The sequence below is a fragment of the Microbacterium sp. KU4F genome, assembly GCF_056868075.1.
The window spans coordinates 547984-566433 of record NZ_CP200324.1; the positions used below are offsets into that span (position 1 = coordinate 547984).

An 18450-nucleotide genomic window follows, 5' to 3' on the forward strand; every position below is an offset into this window, starting at 1 on the left:
GAGCTTCGCCGAGAGCGCACGATCGTGTACGGGCGCGGTCAGAGCTCGGGGCGTCGGCCGGCGAAGGGCGCCAGCGAGTCGCGCAGCGCCGCGATCTGAGAAGCGTCCATGCCCACGCGGTCCATGATCTGCTGCGGCACGCGCAGCGCCTCCTCGCGGAGGCGGCGGCCTGCATCGGTGAGACCGATCTCCAGCACGCGCTCGTCGTCGGCGCGCCGAGCGCGTGTGACCCTCCCCTGCGCCTCGAGACGCTTCAGCAGCGGCGACAGGGTGGCCGGTTCCATCGCCAACTCTTCGGCCAGCTTCCCCAGGGTCCGCGGCGATCGTTCCCACAGCGCGAGCAACACGAGGTACTGCGGATGCGTGAGCCCGAGCGGCTCGAGCACGGGCCGGTAGATGGCGACGACATTCCGGGCGGCCGTCACCAGAGCGAAACAGAGCTGGTTCTCGAGCCGGAGCAGATCGTCAGTCATCGCACTATCCTACAGATTAGTTAGTACACTAATGGTTATGGCACACAAGAACGCGCGTCCACCGCTGCGAGAGCGCGTGCGCGAGGCAGGCGGTTGGTACGCCTGGATCAACCGCACCCTGATCCGCGCCGCGGGTCCGGCATCCGTGGGCCCCTACGAGACGACGCCCGAGCCGGTGCGCACCGAACGTCCATGCCCGTTGTGCGGCGCCGCCATGTCGGCGCACACGTTCGACCGGTCCGGCCCGAAGCCGATCATGCACTGCCCCTGAACGATGGGCGCGCGCGTGCGCCGGACTGAGCCGCCCGCACCGCCGCCGTCTGAGCCAGCGATACGCCCTGATCAGGCGTGACCGGCGCGCTCCATCGCGCGAAGCTCCTTCTTCAAGTCTTGGACTTCGTCGCGGAGTCGGGCGGCGAGCTCGAACTTCAGCTCCGACGCTGCGGCGAGCATCTGATCGGACAGATCGGAGATCGTAGCCTCGAGCTGCGCAGCGCCCTCGGCCGCGATTCCCTCGCGACGCAGGTTCGGCGTGGGTGACTTGCCCTTGCCCTTGGGGTCGCGGGAGAGCATCGCCTTCGTGTCGGCGCCCTCACGGATCAGGGCGTCGGTGATGTCGGCGATCTTCTTGCGCAGCGGCTGCGGGTCGATGCCGTTCGCCGTGTTGTACGCGATCTGCTTCTCACGGCGCCGCTCGGTCTCGTCGATCGCGTTGCGCATCGAATCGGTGATCTTGTCGGCGTACATGTGCACCTGACCGGACACGTTGCGCGCGGCGCGGCCGATCGTCTGGATCAAAGAGGTTCCGCTGCGCAGGAACCCCTCCTTGTCGGCGTCGAGGATCGAGACCAGGGACACCTCCGGTAGGTCGAGACCCTCGCGCAGCAGGTTGATGCCCACGAGAACGTCGTACACGCCCGCCCGCAACTCGCTGAGCAGCTCCACGCGCCGCAGCGTGTCGACATCGGAGTGCAGATACCTGACGCGCACGCCGTGTTCTCCGAGGAAGTCGGTGAGCTCCTCCGCCATCTTCTTGGTCAGCGTCGTCACCAGCACACGCTCGTCGCGCTCGACCCGGAGCCGGATCTCTTCGAGCAGATCGTCGATCTGGCCCTTCGAGGGCTTGACCACGATCTCGGGATCAACGAGGCCGGTGGGACGGATGATCTGCTCCACCACCCCGTCGGCGATTCCCATCTCGTACCGACCGGGCGTCGCCGACAGGTACACCGTCTGCCCGATCCGGTTCTTGAACTCGTCCCACCGAAGCGGACGATTGTCCATCGCCGACGGCAGCCGGAACCCATGCTCGACGAGCGTGCGCTTGCGCGACGCGTCGCCCTCGTACATCGCCCCGATCTGCGGCACCGTCACGTGCGACTCGTCGATCACGAGGAGGAAGTCGTCAGGGAAGAAGTCGAGCAGCGTGTGCGGGGGCTCCCCCGGTGCGCGCCCGTCCATGTGGCGCGAGTAGTTCTCGATGCCGGAGCAGAATCCGAGCTGCTGCAGCATCTCGAGGTCGAAGGTGGTGCGCATGCGCAACCGTTGCGCCTCCAGAAGTTTCCCCTGTGACTCGAACTCCTTCAGCCGCTCGGCCAGCTCGGTCTCGATCGTGCCGATCGCGCGCTGCACCACATCCGTGCCTGCGACGTAGTGTGACGCGGGGAAGATCGGAACCGAATCCATCCGCTCGACGATCTCCCCGGTCAGCGGATGCAGGGTGTACAGCGCCTCGATCTCGTCACCGAAGAGCTCGATGCGGATGGCGTACTCCTCGTAGACCGGGATGATCTCGATCGTGTCGCCGCGCACCCGGAAATTGCCCCGCGAGAAGTCGACGTCGTTGCGGTTGTACTGCATCGCGATGAACTGCCGGATGAGAGCGTCGCGGTCGTAGCGCTCCCCCACCTGCAACGCCACCATCGCACGGAGATACTCCTCCGGGGCGCCCAGACCGTAGATGCAGGAGACGGTCGACACCACGACGACGTCCCGCCGACTCAGCAGGGAGTTCGTCGTGGAGTGGCGCAGGCGCTCCACCTCGGCATTGATCGACGAGTCCTTCTCGATGAACGTATCGGTCTGCGGGACGTACGCCTCGGGCTGGTAGTAGTCGTAGTACGACACGAAGTACTCGACGGCGTTGTGGGGCATGAGCTCTCGGAACTCATTGGCGAGCTGCGCCGCGAGGGTCTTGTTGTGAGCGAGAACGAGCGTCGGACGCTGCACCTGCTCGATGAGCCAGGCCGTCGTCGCCGACTTTCCCGTGCCGGTGGCGCCGAGCAGCACGACATCGGTCTCGCCGGCGTTGATGCGGGCGGCGAGGTCGGCGATCGCGGCCGGCTGATCGCCGGACGGCACGTACTCGCTGACGACCTCGAAGGGGCGAACGGATCGTGTGGTCTGCACCGTTCCAGCGTAGGCGGGACCACGGACATCGGGGGCGGTCAGCCGCGCAGCCGCTCCCACAGCTCGTCGGTCTGCGCGATCGTGTCCGCGAGAGAGCCCGACGTGTCGATCACCACGTCGGCGACGGCGAGGCGTTCCTCGTCAGGGACCTGGGCGGCGATCCGCGCGCGGGCGTCGTGTGCGCTGGCGCCTCGAAGCTCCACGAGCCGACGCTCACGCACCGCAGCCGGCGCATGGGCCACCACGATCGCCTCCCATGGATCGTCGACGCGCGCCTCCACGAGCAGCGGCACGTCGTACACGACCACCGCATCGGGATCGTCGGCGAACGCACGCGCGAAGCGTTCGGTCGAGGCCTGACGCACCGCCGGATGCACGATGGCGTTCAGACGTTCCCGCGCCGCGTCGTCGGAGAAGACGATCGCGCCCAGTGCGGCGCGATCGAGCGACCCGTCGTTCTGGATCACCCCGGACCCGAACTCGGCCGCGATCCGCTCCAGCACCGGAGATCCCACCGACTGCACCTCTCGCACGATGGCATCGGCGTCCACGATGACCGCGCCGTGCTCGGCGAGACGCCGTGAGATCGTGGATTTGCCGGACGCGATCCCGCCGGTCAGTGCGATGAGAGGCATGCCTCGAGCATGCCACGACCTCACGCCGGGTCCTGCTCCGCATACGAGAGGCCGCCGAACAGCACGGAGGACTCGACGCTCGTGGCGGACTCGTCGGCCGCCGCGCGGGCGCTGTGCACCAGGGCCTCCGTCCGGTAGCCGACGGTCTCGGTCAGGGCGACCCCGACGCCGACGGACGGGATGACCGCGCGGCTCACGGCGCCGAGTGCTTCCAGCACGCCGCGATAGATCACGGCGGCCTGCCTGCGCGCCTCCGCCGCAGTGGCCGCGCGCGTGACGACGACGAGCGCATCCGCGCCGTCCTCGCCGACGAGCGCGAACGACGGCGCATACCGCCGCACGCTCCGTCTCCAATGGTGCAGGACGTCGCCCGCGACGTCTGCGCCGAATGCCGTGCGGATCTCCGCCAGATCCGCCACACGCACCGCGACGGTCGAGACCAGCTCGCCGCGCCATTGGGCGCGCTCGATGACATCCGCCATCGCCGTACGGAGCGTCGCCGCCAGAAGGATGCCGTCCGAGGTGACCCCCCTGCTGGTCATCCACGCGAAGGAGCGCAGCTCGACCTGCGCCGCCCTGAGCACCGAGATGACCACGACGGCGACGACGGTCAGGACGACGGTGAAGAAGTTGGCGACGACCGAGCCGAACGCGTCGAGGAAGAGCGGGCTGTCCGCGCCCGCGACGACGAAGACCACACAGCGAATGAGATAGAAGGTCGCCATCACCAGGAAGACGACGGCGAGCACCGCGGCGGTGCCGAAGCGGCGCATCGGCGCACGGAGCGTCTCGATCGCGGCGAGCGTGGAGAACACGACGAGGCCGATGCCCATCGTCAGCCACCCGGCCCAGTCTCCGCCGTCCGGTCCCTCTACGACGACGGCACCGGCCACGGTCAGCCCGCCGAGCACGGTGATCGCCGTCGCCGAACCGATCCGCCGCTCGTTGAAACTGCGTGAGCCGAGCCACATCACCGCCGTCGTCGTGACGAACAGCGCGTTGCCCACCGCGATCGGCAGCATCTCGCCGATGCCGGCTGCCCACATGCTGTAAGCGACGGTCGTGGCCATCCCGCACAGGAACGCGATCGACCAGATGCGACCGGGACCGTGATCGCGGCGCAGGATCGTGTCGATGATGAAGACGGCCCCGGCGACATTGCCGACGAGCGCCGTGAACAACGACGCGGTGAACAGATCGACGTTCATCTCGCTTCTCCCGTCTCCTGAGGCGGTGCAGCGGGCGAAGCGACCGAGCGCTCGTCGACGGGAAGCTGCACCATGAAGGTCGATCCCAGCCCTCGGCTCGTGCGCACGGTGATGTCTCCGCCGTGCGCACGAACGATGTCGCGGCTGATGGACAGGCCCAGGCCCGTCCCCTCCACATCCGTCCGCGCACGGAAGTAGCGCTCGAACAGGCGGTCCAGGTCCGGCTCCGCGATCCCCGTCCCGGTGTCGCGCACCAGGATCCAGGTGGAGCTGCCGTCCGTGGTGCAGCCGAGGAACATGGCGCCCCCGTCGCGGTTGTACTTCACGGCGTTGCTGACGAGGTTGTCCATGACCTGTCGCAACCGCAGCGGATCGGCGAACGCACCGGCGGGCTCGATCCCGGACGTATCGATGGTCAACGCCCGCTCGGCCGCCCGCGGACGCCAGGCCTCCGCCGTCGCCGCCACCAGTTCTGCGACATCGATCGGTTCGGGCGAGATGGTCATGTCGACGGACAGGCGCGAGGCGCTGGAGGCGGCGAGGATGTCGGCGACGATCTCGAGGAGCCGCTCGCCGTTTCGGGCAGCGATCTCCAGCGAGTGGCGCGCCTGATCCGGGTCGTCGAGCGTGTCCATCGCGAGATCGAGGTAACCGAGCACCGATGTCAGCGGCGTCCGCAACTCGTGCGAGACGGAGGCGACGAGCCGATCTCGGGCACGCAGTGCCGTCATCTCCGGGGTCACATCCCGCGCGATCAGTACGGCTCCCGCATCCGCGCCCTCCGCGTCATGCATCCGGCGCACCGTGATGCTCATGGCGTGACGGCGTTCGTCGGGGTGGCCGAACCACACCACCTGATTCTCGAACACCTCGCCCGCAAGCGCCCGGAGCAGCGGCCGTTCCGCACGGGGCAACGGGGTCACGCCGTCGGCGCGGTATGCGTTCTCGATCTCCCGGCTGCGGGACCCGAATCCGGGGATCGTGTTCTGGAATCGGCCCAGCGCCTCATTGACCACGGAAACCGTGCCGTCGGGTGCGATGCGCAGCACACCGAAATCCACCGCGTCGAGCACATCGATGATGAGCTCCTCCTGACGTTGGGCACGCTGCAGCGCTCCGCTGAGCAGCGCCGCCTGTTTCTCGAGCAGATGCGCTTGGGCCCGCTGACGTCGTGAGGAGATGTAGGTGGTCGTTGCGACGGCGAGAACGGCGATCGGGAGCAGGAACACCGTGTACCCCCACACGGTCGTTCCCCCGTCACGACGATGACCGCATAGGTGGCGGTGATGATCGTGAACTGGATGACGAATCCCACGATGCCCAGGGTTGCCAGCCACATCGCGGGAAAGACCCACATGAGCCCGAGCCCGCTCATGGGTTCGGCGACGCGTATGACGGCGATGCCTGCGATGTCCGCGATGGGCAAGACGTAGAGGGCGGTCCGAGGGATGCGGGTCCACGGCGTAGCCAAGGTCGCCACCCCGACGGCGAAGACGATGACGACCCCGACGAGGAACAGGCTCTCGTTGCGAAGCGTCGACGAGAAGATCCCCACCGTCGCCACGACCAGAACCAGCGCGCAGAGCACGAGCTGGTTCAGAACAGCGGTGCGTCCCCGAGCCGCGAATGTGCGTGGCGCACGTGATCCCGCGAGCCTCGCGCGCAGGAATCCGCGTACACCTCTGCCCCGACCGGGAGCAGCGTCGCTGTGCATATCGTGGACACTATCGCTCCGTCGGCTCCCCGGGGAACGCAGGAGCGCCGACCCCCCGAGCCTGCGCGAAGACCACGGAGGTCTCGTCGCTCTCGGACGCCTCCACCGCGGCGATCGTCGCCGCTTCCACGAGCACCTCGGGACCGTAGCCCAGCGTCTGACTGAGGGCGACACCCACCCCGACACCGGGCACGACGATGCCCCGGGCATCCACGAAGCGCTCGATCACTCCGCGGTAGATGAGTCCGGCCTGGCGGCGGGCATCGGAAGGGCTGGATGCGGTCGTGGCGACGAGGATGATGGTCCGGTCATCCGTGGCGCCCACCGCCGCCACGGGCGACGCGAACTCGCGCACCGCAGACCGCAGGACGCGAGTGGTGGCTTCGGCGACCTCCTGCCCGAACGACGCCGTGATCGCTCCGACGTCCTCGACGATCACGGCGATGACGACGACGAGTTCCGTGCGATGCGCAGCACGGCGGAGGATCCGCCGCAGCATCGCGAGGAACGCGGACGCAGCGAGGACCTCGTCCACGGCGGCGGAGCCCGCCGCCTGCTGCGCGGTGACCAGCACGGCGCGAAGCATGAAGAGCGTCAGCGAGGAGACGGTTCCCAGTACCAGGACGACCAGACTCAGCGAGATCGGACCGAACCAGGCCGCGAAGACGGGGCTGTCCTCCCCCGCCGTGAGAGTGACGACGGCGCGCGTCACGTGATACGCACCGAGGAGGGTGGTGGCGCCCACGAATACCCAGGTCGCGACATGAGGCCTCGTCCGCGGGCCGACGGCATGGATGATCGCCCCCACGCACAGTCCGGCGATGGCGAGGCTGTACCAGAGGACACCGGTCTGCCCGCCTGCGGCCGGCTTCTCGACGACGGTGACCGCCGCGACGAGGAACGCGAGGGACACGACCATGAGCGCGGGACCGGCGACCTCCTCGCCGTTGTACGCGCGGAACCCCATGAGAACGCAGCCGGCGGCGCCCACCGCGGCTGCGTTGCCGAGCGCGAGAGCCCACACGTTGGTCCACTCGGAGGCGTCGAACAGACCGATCACCACCGTGCACACGACGGCGATGATCTGCAGCAGGAACCCGATGCCCCACAGCTGGGACCCGCCCCCGTAGCGCCGCGAGAGCGTGGTGGCGATGTAGGTCACAGCGATGGTGACCACAGCGATCGCGGTGAAGATGTCCGCGGTGATGGGATCGAGCGTCATGTGACCTGGTCCTCTTCGCGTCGAGATGCGCCCGTTCCGGAGATCGTGATGATCGCGTCCGGATCATCCAGCGACTCGGCGCTCGCCGGGAGCTGCACGCTGAAGGTCGAACCGACGCCGGCCGTGCTGGTGACGATGATGTCGCCACCGTGGGCGCGCACGAGTTCGCGGCTGATCGACAGACCCAGCCCCGTTCCCGTCGACGTGTCGGCGACACGGAAGAAGCGCTCGAAGAGCCTGCCCACGTCGCTCTCGGAGACGCCGACGCCGGTGTCGGTGACCGTGATCCAGGTCGTGATCCCGTCCGAGGTCGTGCTGAGCGTCACGCGTCCGCCGTCGCGGTTGTACTTCACCGCGTTGCTGACCAGGTTGTCGATGACCTGCCGCATGCGGAGAGGATCGGCGTAGGCCGGCGCCGGGCGCACGCCCGCCATGTCGATGGCGATCGCGCGCTCCGCCGCAGCGGGGGCCCAGGACTCGCCGCTGGCACGCACGACGTCGGCGATGTCGACGTCCTGCTGCGAGATCGTCAGGTCCGCCGACATCTCGGACGTGCTCGACGCCGTCAGGATGTCGGAGACGATCTCCAACAGGCGCGAGACGTTCCGCTCCGCGACGTCGAGGTAGCCGCGCGCGCGTTCTGGCACATCCGGGTCGTCGACCGCGAGCTCGAGGTAGCCGATGATCGAGGTCAGCGGCGTGCGGAGCTCGTGTGAGACCGAGGAAACGAGCGAGTCGCGCGCACGCAGAGCCGTGAGCTCCGCCGTGACGTCACGCGAGACGATGACCGCGCCGTTGTCGGACCCGTCGACGGCGCGCGTGCGCCGCGCCGTCACGCTGAGCGCTCGGCGGCGCGGTCCGTCGCCGCCGAACCACACGATCTGATTGTCGAAGACCTCGCCCCGGGCCGCCCGCGCGAAGGGTGTGTCCTGCCGGTCCACCGGGGTCACTCCGTCGGCCGCGAAGGCGGCGTGTCCGCCCGAACCGGCCTCCGCGGAGCGGGCGGCGCGTTGCAGTCGTGCGTGCGCCTCGTTCGCGACGGTCGTGGATCCGTCGGCCGCGAGACGGATGACACCGAAGTCGATCGTGTCCAGCACCTCGGCCAGCAGTTCTTCCTGCTTCTGGGCGCGGCGCAGGGTGCGGGCCATGGTGCGGGTCTGACGGGTGAAGAGCAGTCGTTGCGCCGTCATCTGCCGCCCGAGCGCGAGGCTGATGGTTGCGACGACCACGATCATCAGCGGAAGACTGAAGGTCACGTATCCGACGTCCTGCCGGGTGTCGACGATCGCGGTGGTTACAAGGATGGCTGGCGCGACGATGATGCCGACCAGGTAGCCGCCGATGCCGAAGTAGATGGCGAGCCAGATGGCGGGAATGAAGAACAGCACACCGAACCCACCGGTGGGCAGCGATTGGCGCAGCAGCGCGATGCCCAGCAGATCGATGATGGGCACGGCCATGATCCACCACGCAGAGACGCGGGCCCATGGCACCAGGAGCGCCACACCGCCCGCGCCGAGCACGACGATCGCACCCAGCCAGAACAGACCCAGATCACCGGCATAGCCCCACGGCACCGCGATGACGACGTAGACGAGCACGACGGCAGCGAGGCTCAGCTGCAGAGTCGCCGTCGTCCGTGCCCGACCGGTGTCGAGGAAGGGCGGCAACGCGAAATGACGACCGAACTCCCGGATGCGGCGAAGGATGCGCCGCGAGTCGACGACATGCTCGGCGACGGGGTACGCGTCGCCGACGTCGCTGATGCTCATGAATCCGACGTTATCGCGACCCGACGCCACACGCCGACGCGACGTCCACCTCCGCTCCCGATCGACGACCTCCGAGGTGGGACGTCATCGAGGGGTCGCGTCGGAAGACGGCGGGTCGTCAGCCGCGTCCGCCGCGGCGTACTCCGCGATCAGACGATGCTCGCCGCTGCGTGAAGGCAGGAGCACACGCACGAGGACGGCGCCGGAGACGATCGCGACGACACCGACCGCGTACGACCACAGTGCGCCGTCGACGAGGCTCTGCGTCGCGGCGGCCACGATCTCGTTGCGGTATTGCGGAAACTGCTCGGCCACATGCAGCGCTGAGGCGAAGGAGGCCTGCAGCGCGGCCTGCACCTCCGCGGAGACCTGCGAGGCGGACGGCGAGGCGGCGATGGCCCGACCGAACGCACCGGCGAATCCCGTGGCCAGGATGGCGCCCAACAGCGCCTGCATGATGGAACCGCCGAGGTCCCGTTGGAGGTCGGAGGTCGCGGAGGCCATGCCCACGCGCAGGACCGGCGTGGCATCGGTGAGCGACCGCGACGCGGGAGTCATCGCGAACCCGGCGCCGACCCCGATCGTGAAGAAGCCCGCTCCGATCAACCAGTAGGGAGTGTGCTCCCGCCAGAACAGCGTCGTCAGGAACCCGACGAACACGAAGGCGTACCCGGCGAGCATCGTCGTCCGCGAGCCGCGTGTCGTGACCATGCGCGCCGACACCGGCGCCGCGATCAGGAGCCCTGCCGCAGCCGGCACAACCGCCAGACCCGCTTCGAGCGTGTCGTAGCCGAGGATGTTCTGCAGGAACTGCTGACCGACGAACATCGCTCCCATCAGCGAGCCGAACACGACCATGCCCGCAAGCGCGGGCACCCAGAACATCCGTCGACGGGCGATCGCGAGGTCGTACAGGGGCGATGCGGCGCTGCGTTGACGCCACACGAAGAAACCGAGCAGCACGGCGGCGAGAGCGAGACTCACGCCCCCTGCGAGGCGTTGCTCGGGTGCGGCGATGATCCCCACTCCGACCACGAGAGCGGCCACACCGAACACAGACAACACGCCGCCGACGTGATCCACCGGTTCGGTCGACTCGCGGATGTGGCTGGGGACGACGGCGAGCACCAGAACGAGTCCCACGGCGGCGATGGGGGCGGCCAGCAGGAAGGCCGCCTGCCAGTGGAAGACCTCCAGCACCAAGCCGGCCGCCACCGCACCCAGCACACCGGCCATTGCGCTGACGCTGGACCACAGGGCGATCGCGCCCGTACGGGCGGGTCCGCGGGACCACAGAGCGGTGATCAACGACAACGTGGTCGGGTAGGCCATACCCGCAGCGACGCCGGTGAAGACGCGAGCAGCGATGAGCCACTCGATCGACGGTGCCGCGGCGGCCGCGAAACTGGCGATGACGGTCAGCGCGAGCCCGAGCATCAGCATCTGCTTGCGGCCATAGCGGTCCGCGAGCGCGCCGAGGTACAGCACGGACATCGCAAGGCCGAGAGAGCATCCGAGCGCGACGAGATTCAACCCGGTCTGGCCTGCGGCGAAGTCGTCACCGATCTCCGGCAGTGCGATGTTCGCCGCAGCGAGATTGAGGTTGCACACCAACGCCGCGAGCACGAGGGCGGCGAGCACCAGCGCCGGGCGCGGCGGGACGTCGCTCCTCTCGTCGACGCCCACCGGGCGCTCCTGGGTCATGCGCCCACCCTAGCGGCGTCGCGAGAACGAGAAGAGGGCCGGGATCCGAAGATCCCGGCCCTCTCTCATGAGGATGTCAGTCGATCAACGACCCGACAGCTTCTCGCGCAGAGCCGCGAGAGCCTCGTCGTCGGCGAGGGTGCCCGCAGGGCCCGACTCGCTCGAGTAGGAGGACGAACCGCTGGCCTCGACGGTGCCGACGTTGTTGGCCTCCGCCTCCTGGGCCTTGATGACGGCAGCCTTGTGGGCTTCCCAACGACCCTGAGCAGCGGCGTACTCCTGCTCCCAGGCCTCGCGCTGAGCGTCGAAGCCTTCCTTCCAGGCGTTGGTCTCGGGGTCGAAGCCCTCGGGGTACTTGTACTCGCCGTTCTCGTCGTACTCCGTGACCATGCCGTAGAGGGCCGGGTCGAACTCGGTGCCGTACGGGTCGACCGACTCGTTCGCCTGCTTGAGCGAGAGCGAGATGCGACGACGCTCGAGGTCGATGTCGATGACCTTGACGAAGACCTCTTCGCCCACCGAGACGACCTGCTCGGCCAGCTCGACGTGCTTGCCCGAGAGCTCGGAGATGTGCACCAGGCCCTCGATGCCGTCTGCGACGCGAACGAACGCACCGAACGGAACGAGCTTGGTGACCTTACCCGGCGTGACCTGGCCGATGGCGTGGGTACGCGCGAAGACCTGCCACGGGTCCTCCTGGGTCGCCTTCAGCGACAGCGAGACGCGCTCGCGGTCGAGGTCGACCTCGAGGATCTCGACCGTGACCTCCTGGCCCACCTCGACGACCTCGGAGGCGTGCTCGATGTGCTTCCAGGACAGCTCCGAGACGTGCACGAGGCCGTCCACGCCGCCCAGGTCGACGAACGCACCGAAGTTGACGATCGACGACACGGTGCCCTTGCGGACCTGACCCTTGTGCAGGTTGTTGAGGAAGTTGGAGCGCGACTCCGACTGCGTCTGCTCGAGAAGAGCGCGACGCGACAGGACCACGTTGTTGCGGTTCTTGTCGAGTTCGAGGATCTTCGCCTCGAGCTCCTGACCGAGGTACGGGGTGAGGTCGCGGACGCGACGCAGCTCGATGAGCGATGCGGGCAGGAAGCCACGCAGGCCGATGTCGACGATCAGGCCACCCTTGACGACCTCGATCACCTGACCGGTGACGACGCCATCGTTCTCCTTGATCTTCTCCACGTCGCCCCACGCGCGCTCGTACTGCGCACGCTTCTTGGACAGGATGAGGCGACCTTCCTTGTCCTCCTTCTGGAGAACCAGGGCCTCGACGTGGTCGCCGACGTTGACGACCTCGTTGGGGTCCACGTCGTGCTTGATGGAGAGCTCGCGCGAGGGGATGACACCCTCGGTCTTGTACCCGACGTCGAGGAGGACCTCGTCGCGGTCGATCTTCACCACGGTGCCCTCGATGAGGTCGCCGTCGTTGAAGAACTTCAGGGTCTTCTCGACCGCGGCCAGGAAGTCCTCGGCAGATCCGATGTCGTTGATCGCGACCTGCTTGGTGGCCGGGGCGGTCGTTGCGGTAGTCATGTAGTGGGTAGTCCTTGTTGGATTGGGGTCTCAGGCTCCGAACGCACGCGCATGCGACGGACGGAGCGGATTGTCTGGTTTCTTGTCACCCTGCGCGCACCATCGGGCGCGCCACACGAGTGACGATCAAGGCTATCAGAGCCGGGCACCGCGATCCAGCGCTCCGGAGAGCGCCGTCATGCGGCGTCATCGATCCGCGGCGTCTGCCGCGCGCGTCAGTACGAGCCCGACGCGGTCGCCCCCTCCACCACGGCGCGCGTGCTCGAGAGACCGAGGCGCGTGGCGCCGGCTGCGATCATCGCCTCGGCGTCTTCACGCGTGCGGATGCCACCCGAAGCCTTGACCTCCAGTCGGTCTCCGACGGTCTGCTTCATCAGCTCGACCGCGTGGACGGTGGCACCGCCCGCGGGGTGGAAGCCGGTGGACGTCTTGACGAAGTCGGCCCCGGCACGCTCGGCAGCCTGCGAGACGGCCACGATCGCGTCGTCGCTCAGTGCCGCGGACTCGATGATGACCTTGAGCACCACTGGCGAGGGAGCGGCCTCGCGCACCGCGCGGATGTCCGCCTCGACCGCGTCGTAGCGTCCCTCGATCGCCGCACCCACATCGATCACCATGTCGATCTCGTCCGCACCCTCGGACGCGGCCAGCGCGGCCTCGGCGGCCTTGATCTGCGAATGGTGCTTGCCGCTGGGGAAGCCGACGACCACGGCGAGCTTGAGCGGGTCCGGGATGGTGACCGGGAGCACCGAGGGAGACAGGCACACGCTGTAGGCGCCGAGTGCCGCAGCCTCCGCGATCGTCGCCGCGACATCCGCCGTGGTGGCTTCGGGCTTGAGCAGCGTGTGGTCGACGTATCGGGCGATGTTCTCGATCATGCCTTCATGTTCTCATCCACGGCGGTCATCGCGGATCGGCCGGGCCTGCGCAGAACCGCCATACGCGCGGCACGCCAGCCGACCAGGAGGACTCCGAGGGTGAGCGATGCGACCACGATGAATGCCGGAGCCGTCCCCTGGCCGACCAGCATGCGCAGCAGCATGCCCCCGGCCACCGTGACGATCCAGACGGGTACTCCCGTACGCAGGACTGCGAACGGCCGTCGCCAAGCGAGCGAGATCCCCCAGCCGGCGGCAAGTGCGACGAGGAACGGCCACGCCGTCACAAGCAGCTTCCCCAGTGGCGACTCGTCGTGACTGGCGCGACCGATGACACAGAAGACGACGACCACCAGGACGTCCGCCACGGCAGCGAGGAGGATCGGTCGACGGAGACGGCTGCGCACGTCTTCAGAGTACGGCGCCCGCCCTCCGGCGACGGCGTACAGTGGTCGGCGTGATTCGTGACATGCAGCCCGCAGGGCGTCAGGAGGTCCCCGGCGCGCATCGCGCCGGCGACAGATGAGGGCCGAGCCCCGCGGGCTCCTCTGCATCTGCGTCGACCGCCGGTCGATGTCCACCCGCCGCTTCGGCGGCACGCACACGAAGGCACCCTCATGATCCCTTTGGACGATGCCCGCATCCGGGCTAGTTTCGTCAACGCGTCCCTGCGCGAGCGCAAGGCCGTTCTTCTTCCGCCGACTCTCGAGACCGTGTCGTGGGACGACCTGGACTATCTCGGCTGGCGCGACCCCAAGCAGCCCAAGATGGGCTACGCGGTCGCCGAGGTCGAGGGCGCTCCGGTCGGCGTGATCCTGCGCGAGGCCGACAGCCGCCCGCGCACACGAGCCCAGTGCGCGTGGTGCAACGACGTCGAGTTGCCGAACGATGTCGTGCTCTTCGTCGCGCGCCGCGCAGGTGACGCCGGCCGCCGCGGCGACACGGTGGGCACCTTGGTCTGCGCCGGCTTCGAGTGTTCCCGCAACGTCCGTCGCCTGCCACCCTCCGCCTACCTCGGTTTCGACCGTGAAGCGGCTCGACAGCGACGCATCGAGGCCCTCCGCGAGAACGTCACGGCTTTCCTGCGCGAGGTGCGGGGCGCCGACTGACGCGGATCAGCCCTCGCCCAGACGACGCAGCGCCTCTCCCGTGAGGCGCTGCGTCGTCCACTGATCCATCGGCGTCGCGCCCAGAGAGCGGTAGAACGCGATCGCCGGCGCATTCCAGTCCAGCACCGTCCACTCCAGACGCGAGTACCCACGATCGACGCACAGCGCCGCCAGCGACCCGATCAGCGCCCGGCCGAGCCCGCGCCCCCGCTCCGAATCGGCGACGAAGAGGTCTTCCAGCCAGATCCCGTGCCGGCCCGTCCACGTCGAGTAGGTGAGAAACCAGATCGCGATCGCGACGATGTCGCCACCACGTTCCACGACGTGCGCGTAGACGCGCGGTTCTGCGCCGAACAATGCCTCCGCCAAGGCCTCCTCGGTGTTCGCGACCGCATCCGGTTCGTTCTCGTACCTGGCGAGATCGTGGATCCGAGCGAGGATGCCGGGTTCGTCACCGGGCCGCGCGGCGCGCAGCTGAGCACCGTCAGGCAGATCCAGAGGCAGAGACATGCGTCGAGTCTGACGCATCACATCGGGAGAACGAACTCCCGCGAACGATCCCACTGCTCCGTCCAGCCCAGGCGATCGAAGACAGCGTCCAGCAGCAGCGCCGTGAAGCCCCAGACCAGGAACTCCCCCGCGGCAGCGTCCACGGCGAAAGCGGGACCGCGCCACTCGCGTCCATCTCGCCGTACGACGGTCATGCCCCGTCGAGCGGGATCTAGCAGATCCGCGACGGGGGCTCGGAAGACCGCAGCCGATTCGGCGACGTCCACCACGCGCACCGGCGACGGCTTCTGCCACCAGGCGAGAACGGGGGTGACGACGTGTCGCGAGAACGCGAGGGGCACGGCGGGAAGAGGCCCCAGAACCTCGACGCCCTCAGGATCCAGGCCCGTCTCCTCACGCGCCTCGCGCAGTGCCGCAGCGACGGGACCGTCGTCGCCCGCCTCGAGACGGCCCCCGGGAAAGGCCACCTGGCCCGGATGGGCACGCAGTGTCGCCGCCCGCGAGAGCAGCAGCACATCGAGGTCGGCAGACACCGCTTCGTCCGCCGCGCTGCGGGTCGCGGGAAGCGCATCGAGGACTCCGAACAGCATGAGCACCGCGGCCGCGCGATCTGTCGGGGCCGGGGCGGGGAGTTCGGCGACGTCGAAACTCTCCGCGTTCCGCGCAAGTGCTGCGAGTTCGGCTCGCGCCCCACCCAGAGCTCTCATGTCGCCGATCGGATCGCTGTTCAGTTCAGTGCGCGGGTCGAGCCGGGAATGGAGCCATCGGAGTAGAGCTGCGCGGCCACATCCTGCAACGCGGTGAGCGCGACGCGCTGGGTGGTGGGCCCGTAGGAGATGCGCGCGACGCCGAGCGCCTCGTACTCCGCGGCGGTCAGCGCCCCCGGAAGACCGATGACACTCACCTTGCGCTCGCCGATCCCTTCGACGAGGCGGCGGGCGACGACGGCGTCCAGGATGCCGGGGACGAAGACCACATCGGCGCCGGCGTCGAGGTACGCGCGACCCCGCTCGATCGCATCGGCGACAGACTCGTCTACCGGGCGCCCGCCCGCCCGCACGAAGGCATCGGTGCGGGCGTTGAGGGCGAACGGCACCCCTTCCGCATCCGCGGCAGCGGTGATCGCGGCGATGCGCGCGACGGCCTCGTCGAGCGGGCGCAGCCTGTCCTCGACATTGGCCCCCACGGCACCCACGCCGATCGCGCGACGGACGGTGTCCCCCGGGTCCTCGTAACCGTCGTCGAGATCGGCGGAGACGGGCACGTCGCCGGCGACGCGGACGATGCGCGAGACCATGTCGAGAGTCGTCTCGAGCGGGATCGTGCCGTCTTCGTAGCCGAAGCTCGCCGCGATGGAATGACCCGCCGTGGCGATCGCCCGCGTCTCGGGCAGGGCGAGGACGGCCCGCGCCGAAACCACGTCCCACACGTTCACGACGCGCAGGATCTCGGACGCGGCGTGCAGCTCGCGCAGTCGCGTCGCACGCTCGGCGATGGTCAGTGACGAAGTACGGGAGCTCATGCCCCTCACGCTAGAGCACGCGTGTCCCGGGAAGGCGGATCTCGTCCGACCTCCCTTCCCGGCGAATTCGGCGGGCGGAACCACTGGCGCGTTCTCGAATCGATTCGATATCCTGAAGGATGCGGTCGTCGAACCGCCGTCTTCCCCGCACGATCCCGAGAGCTTTCGCATGTCCACCTCACTGACCACGGGCAGCCCCTGGCGCGTCATCCTCCTCTTCTCCGTTCCCCTCCTTGTCGGCAACGTCGTGCAACAGCTGTATCAGGTGGTCGACGCGATCGTGGTGGGACGCCAGTTGGGTGTGGACGCGCTCGCCGCCGTCGGCGCGACAGGCAGTCTCTTGTTCCTGCTCATCGGGTTCGCGTGGGGTCTGACCTCGGGCTTCGCCATTCCCACCGCACAGGCGTTCGGCGCGGGAGACCACGCCGCCGTACGGCGATCGGTCGCCACCGGCACGGTACTGACGGCCGCGACCAGCGCCGTCCTCACCGTGGGCGCACCCCTCGTGTCACGTCCTCTGCTCCAGCTGCTGCAGACTCCCCCGGAGCTGCTGGAGAACGCGACCGTCTTCGCCCAGGTCAGCTTCCTCGGCGCTGCGGCCACCATGTTCTTCAACTACCTCGCAGCCACCATCCGAGCCATCGGCGACGCACGCACCCCGCTCGTCTTCCTCACGGTCGCGTGCCTGCTGAATGCGGGGCTCGTGGTGCTCACGGTCGGCCCTCTCGGGTGGGGAGTCGCCGGAGCGGCGGTGGCGACGGTCGTCTCGCAGGCCGTGTCGGTGCTGTTGTGCCTCGCGTACGTGCGCCGGCGCGTACCGGTCCTTCATCTGACCCGCCCCGACTGGAGAATCAGCCGCGCGGACATCGCTCTGCATCTTCGTCTCGGACTGCCCATGGGGTTCCAGGCCTCCATCATCGCCATCGGCACGCTGGCGGTGCAGGTGCGTCTGAACGAGCTCGGCGCGGATGCCGTCGCCGCCTACACCGCCGCGGCGCGCGTCGATGGACTGGCCGTCGCTCTGCTGCAGTCCCTCGGGCTGGCGGTGTCCATGTTCGTCGCGCAGAACTTCGGCGGCGGCCGTCCCGACCGCATCCGCGCAGGCGTGCGTCAAGCGTCCTGGCTCGCCATCGCCGGGGCCGTCGCCCTCGGCGGTCTGCTCATCGTCTTCGGGGCGCCCATCGTGCGCCTGTTCGTCGGAGACTCCGCGCCGCAGGTCGTCGATCTCGCCGCGCTCAACCTGGTCATCAACGGCGCCAGCTACACGTTCCTCGGAATCCTCTTCGTCCTCCGCGGTGCGCTCCAGGGTCTGAGTCACACCGTCATCCCCACCGTCACGGGGGTCATCGAGCTCGTGATGCGCGTGGGCGCCGCGATCGCGCTCGGCGCCGCCTTCGGGTTCGCAGGGGTGGCCTTCAGCAATCCGCTCGCGTGGCTCGGAGCCGTGGTGGTCCTGATCCCGGCGTACGTGCGCGCCCACCGTCGCCTCGCCCACGATCCCATCTCCCAGGTGGACCACGTCTCCCCCGAGACCACGCCCATCCCGGTCGTCGGACCGACGAGCGGATCCATGGTCGTCGACGCGATCGTCACCCGCCCCATCCCGATCGTCCCGAGTCGCCCGCGCGGGCGACTGCTGCGCTCACGCCGCCGCTGAGGCGGATCCGCGGCGCGGGACCAAAACGGCCAGGTGCGTTGTTGTACCCGTCGATGCCGCCGACCGGCCGCATCGCAGACCGGCGGATCTACACT

The 18450-nt window shown here is 68.6% G+C and carries 17 protein-coding genes; 3 read left to right on the forward strand and 14 right to left on the reverse strand.

Going from position 1 to position 18450, the window contains the following annotated elements; all coding sequences use genetic code 11:
- Positions 1–38 precede the first annotated feature (38 nt).
- Entirely contained in the window at positions 39–473 is a 435-nt protein-coding gene (locus AC1VNH_RS02740) for a MarR family winged helix-turn-helix transcriptional regulator (protein WP_483109754.1), read from the reverse strand.
- 37 nt (positions 474–510) lie between these two features.
- Between AC1VNH_RS02740 and AC1VNH_RS02745 the strand changes: the two genes are divergently transcribed.
- Positions 511–744 carry a hypothetical protein gene (locus AC1VNH_RS02745; protein WP_483109755.1) on the forward strand — a complete coding sequence of 78 codons (234 nt, stop codon included), beginning with the start codon at positions 511–513 and terminating at the stop codon, positions 742–744.
- A gap of 71 nt (positions 745–815) precedes the next feature.
- Here AC1VNH_RS02745 and uvrB read toward each other — a convergent pair whose 3' ends face one another.
- The 10 genes from uvrB to AC1VNH_RS02795 form a co-directional block, all read right to left on the reverse strand.
- The gene (gene uvrB, locus AC1VNH_RS02750) at positions 816–2882 is read right to left on the reverse strand and encodes an excinuclease ABC subunit UvrB (protein ID WP_483109756.1); all 2067 of its coding nucleotides are present in this window, start codon (positions 2880–2882) and stop codon (positions 816–818) included.
- Between the two features lie 38 nt (positions 2883–2920).
- The gene (coaE, locus tag AC1VNH_RS02755; protein ID WP_483109757.1) at positions 2921–3517 is read right to left on the reverse strand and encodes a dephospho-CoA kinase; all 597 of its coding nucleotides are present in this window, start codon (positions 3515–3517) and stop codon (positions 2921–2923) included.
- 20 nt (positions 3518–3537) lie between these two features.
- Positions 3538–4725, reverse strand: a complete 1188-nt coding sequence (locus AC1VNH_RS02760) for a diguanylate cyclase (protein ID WP_483109758.1) — start codon at positions 4723–4725, stop codon at positions 3538–3540.
- Positions 4722–5969, reverse strand: coding sequence for a sensor histidine kinase (locus AC1VNH_RS02765; protein ID WP_483109759.1), 1248 nt, complete (start codon positions 5967–5969; stop codon positions 4722–4724). Before AC1VNH_RS02765 ends, AC1VNH_RS02760 begins: the two co-directional genes overlap by 4 nt.
- Before the next feature lie 480 nt (positions 5970–6449).
- Positions 6450–7661, reverse strand: coding sequence for a hypothetical protein (locus AC1VNH_RS02770; protein WP_483109760.1), 1212 nt, complete (start codon positions 7659–7661; stop codon positions 6450–6452).
- On the reverse strand, positions 7658–9433 hold the full coding sequence (locus AC1VNH_RS02775) for a sensor histidine kinase (RefSeq protein ID WP_483109761.1): 1776 nt from the start codon (positions 9431–9433) through the stop codon (positions 7658–7660). Before AC1VNH_RS02775 ends, AC1VNH_RS02770 begins: the two co-directional genes overlap by 4 nt.
- 84 nt (positions 9434–9517) lie before the next feature.
- On the reverse strand, positions 9518–11137 hold the full coding sequence (locus AC1VNH_RS02780) for an MFS transporter (RefSeq protein ID WP_483109762.1): 1620 nt from the start codon (positions 11135–11137) through the stop codon (positions 9518–9520).
- An 84-nt stretch (positions 11138–11221) separates the two neighbouring features.
- Positions 11222–12679: a 30S ribosomal protein S1 gene (gene rpsA, locus AC1VNH_RS02785; RefSeq protein ID WP_234075368.1), complete on the reverse strand. Its 1458-nt coding sequence runs from the start codon at positions 12677–12679 to the stop codon at positions 11222–11224.
- Positions 12680–12894: 215 nt separating this feature from the next.
- Positions 12895–13557, reverse strand: coding sequence for a deoxyribose-phosphate aldolase (gene deoC, locus AC1VNH_RS02790; RefSeq protein WP_483109763.1), 663 nt, complete (start codon positions 13555–13557; stop codon positions 12895–12897).
- A complete protein-coding gene (locus AC1VNH_RS02795) occupies positions 13554–13964 on the reverse strand; it encodes a DUF3054 domain-containing protein (RefSeq protein WP_483109764.1) in 411 nt (136 codons plus the stop codon). The genes deoC and AC1VNH_RS02795 overlap by 4 nt, the downstream gene beginning before the upstream one ends.
- Positions 13965–14174: 210 nt before the next feature.
- Between AC1VNH_RS02795 and AC1VNH_RS02800 the strand changes: the two genes are divergently transcribed.
- Positions 14175–14666: an FBP domain-containing protein gene (locus AC1VNH_RS02800; protein ID WP_483109765.1), complete on the forward strand. Its 492-nt coding sequence runs from the start codon at positions 14175–14177 to the stop codon at positions 14664–14666.
- Positions 14667–14672: 6 nt separating this feature from the next.
- Here AC1VNH_RS02800 and AC1VNH_RS02805 read toward each other — a convergent pair whose 3' ends face one another.
- The 3 genes from AC1VNH_RS02805 to AC1VNH_RS02815 are packed head-to-tail and all read right to left on the reverse strand — an operon-like array spanning position 14673 to position 16698.
- Entirely contained in the window at positions 14673–15176 is a 504-nt protein-coding gene (locus AC1VNH_RS02805; protein ID WP_483109766.1) for a GNAT family N-acetyltransferase, read from the reverse strand.
- A gap of 17 nt (positions 15177–15193) precedes the next feature.
- On the reverse strand, positions 15194–15883 hold the full coding sequence (locus AC1VNH_RS02810) for an NUDIX hydrolase (protein ID WP_243227763.1): 690 nt from the start codon (positions 15881–15883) through the stop codon (positions 15194–15196).
- A gap of 20 nt (positions 15884–15903) precedes the next feature.
- On the reverse strand, positions 15904–16698 hold the full coding sequence (locus tag AC1VNH_RS02815) for an isocitrate lyase/PEP mutase family protein (protein ID WP_483109767.1): 795 nt from the start codon (positions 16696–16698) through the stop codon (positions 15904–15906).
- A 169-nt stretch (positions 16699–16867) separates the two neighbouring features.
- Between AC1VNH_RS02815 and AC1VNH_RS02820 the strand changes: the two genes are divergently transcribed.
- Entirely contained in the window at positions 16868–18355 is a 1488-nt protein-coding gene (locus tag AC1VNH_RS02820) for an MATE family efflux transporter (RefSeq protein WP_483109768.1), read from the forward strand.
- The last annotated feature ends 95 nt before the right edge of the window (positions 18356–18450 follow it).